The 9,128-nt window shown below is 59.1% G+C and carries 11 protein-coding genes and 1 riboswitch; of the genes, 4 read left to right on the top strand and 7 right to left on the bottom strand.

All coding sequences use genetic code 11. From position 1 onward, the window contains the following. Window positions 1–16 precede the first annotated feature (16 nt). The 4 genes from CLV83_RS19630 to thiD are packed head-to-tail and all read right to left on the bottom strand — an operon-like array spanning window position 17 to window position 3,294. The gene (locus CLV83_RS19630) at window positions 17–949 is read right to left on the bottom strand and encodes an ABC transporter substrate-binding protein (protein ID WP_132296659.1); all 933 of its coding nucleotides are present in this window, start codon (window positions 947–949) and stop codon (window positions 17–19) included. 12 nt (window positions 950–961) lie between these two features. Beyond that, window positions 962–1,738, bottom strand: a complete 777-nt coding sequence (locus CLV83_RS19635; RefSeq protein WP_132296740.1) for an ABC transporter permease — start codon at window positions 1,736–1,738, stop codon at window positions 962–964. Continuing rightward, on the bottom strand, window positions 1,738–2,475 hold the full coding sequence (locus tag CLV83_RS19640) for an ABC transporter ATP-binding protein (protein WP_132296662.1): 738 nt from the start codon (window positions 2,473–2,475) through the stop codon (window positions 1,738–1,740). The genes CLV83_RS19635 and CLV83_RS19640 overlap by 1 nt, the downstream gene beginning before the upstream one ends. Before the next feature lie 3 nt (window positions 2,476–2,478). Beyond that, on the bottom strand, window positions 2,479–3,294 hold the full coding sequence (gene thiD, locus CLV83_RS19645; RefSeq protein WP_132296665.1) for a bifunctional hydroxymethylpyrimidine kinase/phosphomethylpyrimidine kinase: 816 nt from the start codon (window positions 3,292–3,294) through the stop codon (window positions 2,479–2,481). Window positions 3,295–3,356: 62 nt separating this feature from the next. Beyond that, window positions 3,357–3,474: riboswitch (TPP riboswitch) on the bottom strand. A 134-nt stretch (window positions 3,475–3,608) separates the two neighbouring features. On the opposite strand from thiD, the gene CLV83_RS19650 reads away from it, so the two are divergent. The 4 genes from CLV83_RS19650 (at window position 3,609) to CLV83_RS19665 (ending at window position 7,109) form a co-directional block, all read left to right on the top strand. Next, window positions 3,609–3,800 (top strand): zinc ribbon domain-containing protein, encoded by a 192-nt coding sequence (locus tag CLV83_RS19650; RefSeq protein ID WP_104005447.1) that lies wholly within the window; start codon window positions 3,609–3,611, stop codon window positions 3,798–3,800. A gap of 29 nt (window positions 3,801–3,829) precedes the next feature. Next, window positions 3,830–4,693 carry a CHAD domain-containing protein gene (locus CLV83_RS19655; protein ID WP_132296668.1) on the top strand — a complete coding sequence of 288 codons (864 nt, stop codon included), beginning with the start codon at window positions 3,830–3,832 and terminating at the stop codon, window positions 4,691–4,693. Window positions 4,694–4,777: 84 nt separating this feature from the next. Beyond that, a complete protein-coding gene (locus tag CLV83_RS19660) occupies window positions 4,778–6,406 on the top strand; it encodes a methyl-accepting chemotaxis protein (RefSeq protein WP_132296671.1) in 1,629 nt (542 codons plus the stop codon). Between the two features lie 61 nt (window positions 6,407–6,467). Continuing rightward, window positions 6,468–7,109, top strand: coding sequence for an MBL fold metallo-hydrolase (locus tag CLV83_RS19665; RefSeq protein ID WP_132296674.1), 642 nt, complete (start codon window positions 6,468–6,470; stop codon window positions 7,107–7,109). Here CLV83_RS19665 and CLV83_RS19670 read toward each other — a convergent pair. The 3 genes from CLV83_RS19670 to CLV83_RS22720 form a co-directional block, all read right to left on the bottom strand. After that, a complete protein-coding gene (locus CLV83_RS19670; RefSeq protein WP_132296677.1) occupies window positions 7,078–7,722 on the bottom strand; it encodes a DUF502 domain-containing protein in 645 nt (214 codons plus the stop codon). The two genes, CLV83_RS19665 and CLV83_RS19670, sit on opposite strands and share 32 nt — an antisense overlap. A 13-nt stretch (window positions 7,723–7,735) precedes the next feature. Continuing rightward, window positions 7,736–8,740, bottom strand: a complete 1,005-nt coding sequence (gene pfkA, locus CLV83_RS19675; RefSeq protein WP_132296680.1) for a 6-phosphofructokinase — start codon at window positions 8,738–8,740, stop codon at window positions 7,736–7,738. 161 nt (window positions 8,741–8,901) lie between these two features. Continuing rightward, window positions 8,902–9,128 (bottom strand): hypothetical protein (locus tag CLV83_RS22720; protein WP_207894966.1); only part of this gene is annotated, 227 nt, incomplete at its 5' end.

A 9,128-nucleotide genomic window follows, 5' to 3' on the forward strand; every position in this document is an offset into this window, starting at 1 on the left:
AATCAGGGAACCCGGATTAAGGAACAATCGCGTAGTCGGCAACCGGCGGGTTGCTGTCGGTCAGCCCCTGTTCCTGCATAAAGGCGCCGACGCGCTGGTAGCGGGCTTCGTCCAGTGCGGCCGGGCGCAGGGCGAAACGGCTCAGGGTGTCGGCCCAGGCGCGGCGGTTCAGCTCGGTATCCAGCTCATCGGGCTTGTAGCTGACGAAGGATTTCCAGGCAGCATCGGGATGGTTAACGATGTACTGGGTGGCTTTTTCCAGTGCGGCGACAAAGCGGGCGAAGCGGTCATCGCCGCGATCCTTGTTGTTGATCACCAGCACCAACTCGTCATAGGCGGGTACGCCTTCCTCTTCGATGTAAAACGCGCGACCCGGATGGCCCTCCAGATCCATCTGGTTCAGTTCGAAGTTGCGGTAGGCGCCGATCACCGCGTCCACCTTGCCGGCGATCAGCGAAGGAGACAGTGACCAGTTCACGTTGATCATCTCAATATCGTCCAGCGACAGATCGTGTGGGGCGAGCATGGCGCGCATCAACGCTTCCTCGTAACCGCCGACGGAGTAACCCACCTTGCGGCCCTTCAGGTCCGCGATGCTTTTTACCGGGCCATCTTCCAGCACCACCAGGGAGTTCAGCGGTGTGGCGATCAGCGTTCCGATACGGGTCAGGGGCAGTTCCTCATCGACCATGACGTGCAGTTGCGGCTGATAGGTCAGTGCCAGGTCTGCCTTGCCGGCGGCCACCAGCTTGGGCGGCATGGAAGGATCGGCTGGCTCGACCATGGAGACTTCCAGCTCCTGTTCGGCGAAGTAGCCCTGCTGCTGGGCCACGATCAGTGGGGCGTGATCCGGGTTGATGAACCAGTCGAGCAGCAGCTCGACCTTGTCGGCGGCCATGGCTTGTGCCGACAGCAGTGAGGCGGCGATCAGTGTGGTCAGACGTTTCATGATGTCCTCTTTTTATTGATGGCCAGCGCTGCTGGCTTTGGCTTTATTCAGGGAGTCCGCCTGCCAGGGCATCAGCCGACGGGCGAGAAAATCGATCAGGAAATAAAGAGTTACGGCGATCAGCGCCAGTACCAGCAGGGCGGCGAACATGAGGTCCACCTGCATGCGGGCGTTGGCATTGAGCATCAGGTAACCGAGGCCGGTGGAGGAGCCGACCCACTCGCCGACTACGGCGCCGATGGGCGCCACGGAAGCTGCAACCCTGAGGCCCGAGGCAAAGGCGGGCAGGGCGGCGGGCAGGCGGATCTGCAGTAGCTGGGCACGTTTGCTGGCACCGAGGGTGCGGGCGAGCTTGAGATAGCCAGTGGGAGTCTGGCGCAGGCCATCGAAGCATGCAGCGGTCACCGGGAAGTAGATAATTAACGTGGCCATAGCAATCTTTGAGGCCATGCCGTAGCCGAGCCAGAGCATCAAAACCGGTGCCAGCGCGAATACCGGAATCGCCTGGCTGATCACCAATACCGGCATCAACCAACGCCTTAACGGGCCCCAGGTGGCCAGCGACAGGGCGCTTATCAGCCCGAGCATCACGCCGAACACCAGGCCCAGCAGAATCTCTGCGAGGGTTACAGCCCCATGTTTGGCGAGCAGCGGGGCCTGCTCGAACAGGGTGGTAAATACCTGCACAGGGCCCGGCAGGATGAACTTGGGCGCGCCGGTGATCCAGACAATAGATTGCCATAGCAATGTAAGACCCAGGGCGATGATCAGGGGGCGCAGCAGACGCATCATGAGGTTTCTCCCGCCAGCATCTCCAGCAGCTCGCCCTGCAATCTGAGTACCTCGCTATCGCTGACCTGACGCGGTGCCCGCCCGGGCGGAGTGATCGGCGAGGAAAGCTTTGCCGGCGAGCCGCCTAGCACCAGGATCTGATCGGACAGGCGCAGCGCTTCCAGCGGATCGTGGGTGATCATCAGCACGGTGCGGTCATGCAGCAGGCTTGCCGCCAGATCCTGCAACCTGAGCCGGTTGATCGCGTCCAGGGCAGAGAAGGGCTCATCCATGCAGACCAGCGGACAGTCCTGGAACAGGGTGCGGGCCAGGGCAACGCGCTGGCGTTGTCCGCCTGAGAGCTGTGCCGGCAATACCTGAGCGCGCTCGCTCAGGCCCACCTGGCTCAGCAGGTAGCGGGCGCGTTCGATCTGTTCAGGCTTTGGCCTGCGCTGCTGCGTCAGCCGGGCGCCGAGCAGCACGTTATCGAGTACGGACAGCCAGGGCAGCAGCAGGTCATCCTGCGCCATCCAGGCCACGCGTCCGGTGAGCGGTTTGCCATCGGAACAGGCTATCTCTCCCTGCACATCGGCCTCGTCGGCGATGCCGCAGAGCAGCTGGATCAGCGAACTTTTACCGACCCCGGACTGGCCAAGAATGCTGGTCCACCGGCCGCCGGGCAGTGTCAGATTCAGCTGACTGAAGACGCAGTGATGCTGCCAGTGCAGGCTGGCGTTACTGAGATGGATATCCACGACTTACCACCAGCGGTGGAAGTGATGGGTCGGGCCGTGCCCGCTTCCTATCTGCAGGCGGTCGGCTGCCTCAATGGCGCCGGTGATATAGGCCTTGGCCTCATCAACCGCCTGGCCGATCTCAAGCCCCTTGGCGAGGCCTGCGGCGATCGCCGATGACAGGGTACAGCCGGTGCCGTGGGTGTTGCGGGTGTTGATCCGCTTGGCGGGCAGCCAGCGCTCAGCCGCAGCATCAAGCAGCAGATCCGCGCTGTCATCACTGGCGGAGGCTGCCAGGTGGCCGCCCTTGATCAAAACCGCTCTGGGACCGAAGCGCAGCAGCGCGGCGGCATGCTCGCGCATCTCCTGCTCGCTGCCGGCTTCAGGCAGGTCGAGCAGTACCGAGGCTTCCGGCAGGTTTGGTGTAATCAGAGTCGCCAGTGGCAGCAGCTCGCTGCGCAGGGCATCCACCGATTCATCGGCCAGCAGTTTGTCGCCGCTTTTCGCGACCATGACCGGGTCGAGCACGATATTGCTCAACCCGCGCTCTTTAAGAATGCGGGCGATGGTCTGAATGGTTTCAGGACGGCTCAGCATGCCGATCTTGACCGCACTCACTGCCAGATCATCGAACACGGTGTTCAGCTGGTCGGCGATAAACGCGGCGGGCACGTCGTGGATAGCACGGACTTCGCGGGTGTTCTGGGCGGTGAGTGCGGTAATGACCGAGGCGCCATAGACACCGAGTGCGGAAAAAGCCTTCAGGTCAGCCTGAATACCGGCACCGCCGCCGCTGTCAGAGCCGGCTATAGTTAGGGCTATGGGGGTTGAATCTGTCATGCCAGGCTCCTCTGTAACGGACGAACCGTACAGCCAGCCTGACAACAAGCATGGATGTGTCGCATAGGTGTATCTCGATTTCCTACGCCGGTTCGAGCCGGATCAGGTTCTGCGGGTTTAATCTCAGCCCTATAACGTGATCTCGCAAGAAATCAGCGTTGGGCACCCCGACCAAGATAAAAAGTAGCGCTAGTCTAGGGTGCCGCAGGCAGGCTGTCCACCGGGTGCACAGCAAAGTTTTGCCCCTCTGCTATAAATGCCTGTGGCTTGGAGGTTTATGCATCGCCCGATAATAAAAATGCCAAGGAGTTGTTATGAACCCACAGGAAACTATAGATACCCAGTGCCCCTGGTGCAGTGAATCTATCGAGTTGCTGATCGAATGCATTGAACCGGAACAGGAATACACCGAAGACTGTCCGGTGTGCTGTGCGCCAATGGTGGTGAGTGTCAATGTGCCGCCCGGCGGAGCGCCAGAGGTCAGCGTGGAGCGCGAAGGTGGCTAGATGGGCAGGTTAAGACAAGAAAGGACGTTATGAGTAAGCACAAGGATGTAACCACAGCGCTGGATCGTCATCTGATCGAGGCTGCTGACGATATGTTGGATACCTCGCTCGACTCGCTCTGCCAGCGTGAATCTCTTGGCTCGGCGGAAACCATTCACCAGGTGCGAGTGGGTATGAAGAGGCTGCGTGCTTTTCTGCGTCTGGCTCGCCCGGCGCTGGCCGAGGAAAGCTACCGCGAACTGAATAGCCGCTGTCGCACACTGGCCGCTGACCTTTCCGGCCAGAGGGACGCGGATGTGGCGCTGGAAACCTTGCAGGGACTGGTCCCCGAAGAAAAAGCGTTGATCGACAGAATGGAGGCCCTGCTGCATGGGGCGGAGGCGACCAGTGCGAGCCGGCCGCCGGACTGGGATGCATTAGAGGCGCGGCTTCAGGCTCTGAAACAGCAGGTCCATGCCGATTTGCGCAAGGGTATGCCCTGCCGTGCGCTGAAAAAAACGGTCTGTAAAAGCTTTCGCCAGTGTATGCATATGTGGAAAGAGGCTCGTCGCGACGACTCTGAAGAGGTGCTGCATGAATGGCGTAAACAGGTAAAGCGCGTCTATTACCAGTCTTTACTGCTTACTGAGAAGAAAAAGGCCAAGCAGCTGCGCAGGTTGAAACAGCTGAGCGACTATCTCGGCGATCTTCATGACCTGGATATGCTGGTGGAGCGGCTTGAGCTTCAGCGTCGCTATTTCTGGCTGGATGAGCTGGTTCGCGTCGCCCGGAAAATCGACCTGGAGCGTGAGGGGCTGCACAAAAATGCGCTCCGGGAGGCAGAGCGGCTATTCGATGATAAGAGCGCCAAAACTCTGGGCAAACGGTTGGTTCGGAAATCCCATTGGTGCTAATCTCCCTATAAATAGTAACGTCTTTTTTTGGATACATAAAACCAACATCGGATGGCTTCTTGCCAACGGAGAAGGGAACTCGCCATGAAACTGGCTGATTTGAGTGTTCGTGCGAAACTGTGGACCATCATTCTTCTGGCCGGCCTCTCGCTTGCGGTCCTTTCGGTGCTGTCATTGCTGGATATGCGAGCTTCGCTGTACACGGAGCGGCAGCAGCAACTGAATGCCTTGGTTGAAAATGTCAGTACCATGCTGGAGGCGGAGCAGCAGCGGGTTGCTCAGGGGGAGGTGACGCTCGAACAGGCGCAGCAAAACGCCAGCGCGTTGATTGCGGGCATGCACTATGGCGACGATGGCTATTTCTTTGTGCTGGACGCCAAGGCGCAGGTCTTGGTGCATGGCGCTGATAGCTCCCTGGTTGGAACCTCCCTGGCACAGACCCGCACCAGCGATGGGGTGCCGATTTTTCAGCAGATGGCTGGCCTTCTAAATGCCAACCAGTCTTCCGCCTTTTTTGAATACTCCTGGCCCAAGACTGGAGAGCCAGAACCACACGCCAAACTCAGCTATGCCAGTGCCTTTCCCGACTGGGGCTGGGTGATCGCGACCGGAGTGTATATCGAGGATATTAACGAAGCCTTTATCGGCGACATCCTCCACGTGGTGATTCAGCTGGTCCTTGTACTGCTGCTGTTGGCGGCTGTCGCCCTCTGGGTAGCACGCTCTATCTGTGGCCCCTTGGACAAGGTCAGCGAGGTGATGGCCAAGGTCGCCGACGGTGATCTGCGCGCACGCACCGGGCTGAAGAGTCGTGATGAACTGGGCCGGGTTGGTGTTCAGATAGACAATACCCTGGAGGTGTTCCAGGGACTTATTCAGAGTATCGCTGCCAGCACCACGCAGCTGACCGGCAGTGCGATCGAGCTGGCCACCAGCGCCGAAGAGACCAGCCGATCGCTCGATCGCCAGGCGCAGGAGTCTGAGCTGCTCTCCACGGCGATGAACGAGATGGCTGCCAGCATTCATGAGGTCGCCCGTAGCGCCGGCGAAACCGCCAGTGCGATCGATCACGCTGACCATGAAGCGGACGAGGGTAGCCACGATGTGGATGATACGGTCAGCCGCATCCAGCAGCTGGCCAGTGAAGTTGAGGAAGCGGCCACCGTTATTCGTCAGCTACAGGGCGATACTGTGCAGATAGGCGAGGTGCTGGGCCAGATCGAAGCGATTTCCGAGCAGACCAACCTGCTGGCGCTTAACGCCGCCATCGAAGCTGCTCGTGCGGGCGAGTCTGGCCGTGGATTCGCAGTGGTAGCCGACGAAGTCCGTCAACTGGCACAGCGCACCCGCGCGTCCACCGAAGAGATTCGGGATATGAACGAGCGCCTGGGCAAGATCGCCCTGCGCGCAGTGGACGTGATGGACCGCTCCCGCACCCGGGCGGAAGAGAGCGTCGAAAAGGCGCTTCAGGCTGGTATTGAACTCAAACGTATCGTCGAGGATATGACCTCCGTGCGCGATATGGGGCTGCAGGTGGCTTCTGCTGCCGAGGAGCAGAGCACCGTATCCGAAGAGATGAACAATAATCTGCTGTCTATCTCCCAGGCGTCTGAAGCAACGGTTGCCGCAGCAAACAGCGTGGCGGCCCAGGGCGAACAGTTGCGCGGTCTCGCCGATGACCTTGGCCAGCAGATCTCCCGCTTCAAGGTCTGATTGGGTTTGAAAAACGCCCCGCGTATACTGGGGCGTTCATTCACTTGCTGATGGCCCGACTATGAAATATCGCATTATTCCGGTTACTCCTTTCCAGCAGAACTGCACCCTGCTCTGGTGCGAGCAGACCATGGAAGCGGCGGTTGTGGACCCCGGTGGTGATATCGAGCGGATTAAGGCTGCCATCAAGGAGGAGGGGGTCAAGCTGACCCAGGTGCTGCTGACCCACGGACATCTGGATCATGTGGGTGGTACGGCACCGCTGGCGCGGGAAGCAGATGTTCCCGTCATCGGGCCGCATAAAGAGGATGCTTTCTGGATCGACGGGCTGGATCAGCAAAGCGCCATGTTCGGCTTCGGCAAGGTTGAGGGTTTTACCCCGGACCGCTGGCTGGATGAGGGCGACAGGGTGAGTGTCGGTAATGAGCAGCTCGAAGTGCTGTTCTGCCCCGGCCATACTCCAGGCCATGTGGTGTTTTACCACCGGCAGAGCAAACTGGCGCAGGTAGGCGATGTGCTGTTTCAGGGCTCAATCGGTCGTACCGACTTCCCCCGTGGTGATCATGCCACGTTGATCCAGTCGATTCGCGAAGGGCTCTTTCCGCTCGGGGATGATGTCCGTTTCATCCCCGGTCACGGTCCCATGTCCACCTTTGGCGAGGAGCGCCGGACTAATCCGTTTGTGGCAGATCGTCGGGGATAAGCCCGTTTTTCTTGCGTTCGCTGCTGGTGGATACGCCACCACTGACTATGAATGTGGTGACCTGACTGGCCTTGGCGTCGATCGGTGTTATCCGGTCTGAGGCGACGATGATCAGGTTGCCGGCAAAATTGTAGGACTGCGGCAGGTAAACCGCTACATCATCGTTTAGTCCCAGCATGGACAGGTCATCCCGGGTGATAAAACCAGCCACGCGTATCCCCGGGTCAGCCGTGAGCTGAACCAGAACCGGGCGGTCAAAACCGCGGTGATCTCCCAGAAGTGCTTTAAACAGATCGCTTAGCGAGGTGTAGAGCAGGCGCACCAGCGGGATTCGCTGCAGCAGCTGATCGAACCATTCCAGCATGAACCGACCCAGGTACATGGATGCCAGGATGCCTGTGGCGGTGATCAGGCCGATCACCAGTAAAAAGCCGAGTATGGAGGCAAGCCAGCTCGGCAGCTCAAGGCCGATAACGCGCTCCAGGAAATGGCCAATGATCGAGAAGATCAGGTCGTTGAGGGTATGTCCGATTAGCCACACCAGGTAAATGGTCAGAATAGCCGGTAGAAGTACCAGTAATCCCTGGAAGAAAAAGCGTATCAGCAACTTCATGTCGCCTCCTAAGTCATCGGTGTACCTGAAGAGCCATATCCAGCAGGCTGGGATCTAACCCCTTACGGAATCGGATGACATCATCCAGCGGTACATCGATGATACTGCCATCCCTGACTCCAACCATAATATCGGAGTAACCGGCGCACAGATAGCGAATGGCCATGGCGCCCATACAGGTGGCCAGTACCCGGTCGTGGCCCGATGGGCTGCCGCCGCGCTGAATGTGTCCCAATATGCAGACCCTGGGATCCTGTCCCTGTTCCCTTAGTTGTTCCGCGAGTCGAGCGGTCAGTCCAGGCGTTGGGCCTTCGGCGACCACGATGATGCCGCTGGAGCCGGTGCCGGCACGCCGGCTGGCCGCAAGCTCGCTACTGATTGCGGCTACATCTATGGCGCGTTCCGGTACCAGTATCATCTCAGCCCCGGCGGCCAGGCCCACATTGATAGCGATGGCGCCGGAGGCGCGTCCCATCACCTCAACCAGAAAGTGACGCTCATGGGAGGTGGCGGTATCACGGATACGGTCGATCGCTTCCAGGGCAGTGTTAACCGCCGTATCAAAACCGATGGTGTCCTCGGTGCCGAAAATATCGTTATCGATAGTGCCGGGAATGCCTATCACCGGGATGCCGGTCTCTTCTTCCAGCAGGTGGGCGCCGGTCAGTGAACCGTCGCCGCCGATAACCACCAGGGCACCGATGCCGCGTCGTCTCAATATCTCTGCAGCGGCTGCGCGTACGGCCGGGTCCTTGAAGGCGATACAGCGATCCGTTTTCAATACGGTGCCGCCGCGCTGCACGATATTACTCACCGAGCCTGACTGCAGTGTGCTCATATCGTCGGCGATCAAACCGCTGTAGCCCCGTTGAATGCCGTAGACCTTGATTCCCTCGCTCAGTGCGGCCCGGACTACACCGCGTATGGCGGGGTTCATGCCGGGCGCGTCTCCGCCACTGGTCATAATGGCGATTGAGTCGAAGCTTTTCTCCTGTTTCAGTTCCGGCAGCGTGTACATCCTTCGCTCCTTATAGTGAAAGCGGCAAACCCATAGCGGTGTAGCCGAGATATAGCCGATCTATGACAGCGGATCCTCATACTGTCGATCTAGTTGCTCTGTCTATAAATTAACCGCAAATATCCCCGCTGCAGAGCGCTTAAAGGTATTTTTCAAATAAATTAAAAAAGCCTGTTGACTCCCTCCGGCAGGTCTGTAGAATGCGCCTCCTCGCTTGAGACGACACACCCTTCGGGGCTGCAGACGATCAGCGAGGCGGTTTTCCAACCACTTGAATTTCTAAGAAGTTTTCGGAAATTCCCCGGTTCGAAAATCGCAGTGAAAAGCGAAAATAAACGCTTGACACTGAAAACGGAGGCGGTAAGATATGCGCCTCGCTTGAGACGGA

Origin of the sequence: Marinobacterium mangrovicola (genome assembly GCF_004339595.1) — a bacterium.
GTDB classification, from domain to species: domain Bacteria; phylum Pseudomonadota; class Gammaproteobacteria; order Pseudomonadales; family Balneatricaceae; genus Marinobacterium_D; species Marinobacterium_D mangrovicola.

What these genes read in the sequence shown, in the direction of transcription:
- CLV83_RS19650 (WP_104005447.1), top strand. Translation starts at nt 3,609, where the DNA reads ATGAACCCACAGGAAACTATAGATACCCAGTGCCCCTGGTGCAGTGAA.
- CLV83_RS19665 (WP_132296674.1), top strand. Translation starts at nt 6,468, where the DNA reads ATGAAATATCGCATTATTCCGGTTACTCCTTTCCAGCAGAACTGCACC.
- CLV83_RS19660 (WP_132296671.1), top strand. Translation starts at nt 4,778, where the DNA reads ATGAAACTGGCTGATTTGAGTGTTCGTGCGAAACTGTGGACCATCATT.
- CLV83_RS19630 (WP_132296659.1), bottom strand. Translation starts at nt 949, where the DNA reads ATGAAACGTCTGACCACACTGATCGCCGCCTCACTGCTGTCGGCACAA.
- thiD (WP_132296665.1), bottom strand. Translation starts at nt 3,294, where the DNA reads ATGACAGATTCAACCCCCATAGCCCTAACTATAGCCGGCTCTGACAGC.
- CLV83_RS19635 (WP_132296740.1), bottom strand. Translation starts at nt 1,738, where the DNA reads ATGCGTCTGCTGCGCCCCCTGATCATCGCCCTGGGTCTTACATTGCTA.
- pfkA (WP_132296680.1), bottom strand. Translation starts at nt 8,740, where the DNA reads ATGTACACGCTGCCGGAACTGAAACAGGAGAAAAGCTTCGACTCAATC.
- CLV83_RS19655 (WP_132296668.1), top strand. Translation starts at nt 3,830, where the DNA reads ATGAGTAAGCACAAGGATGTAACCACAGCGCTGGATCGTCATCTGATC.
- CLV83_RS19670 (WP_132296677.1), bottom strand. Translation starts at nt 7,722, where the DNA reads ATGAAGTTGCTGATACGCTTTTTCTTCCAGGGATTACTGGTACTTCTA.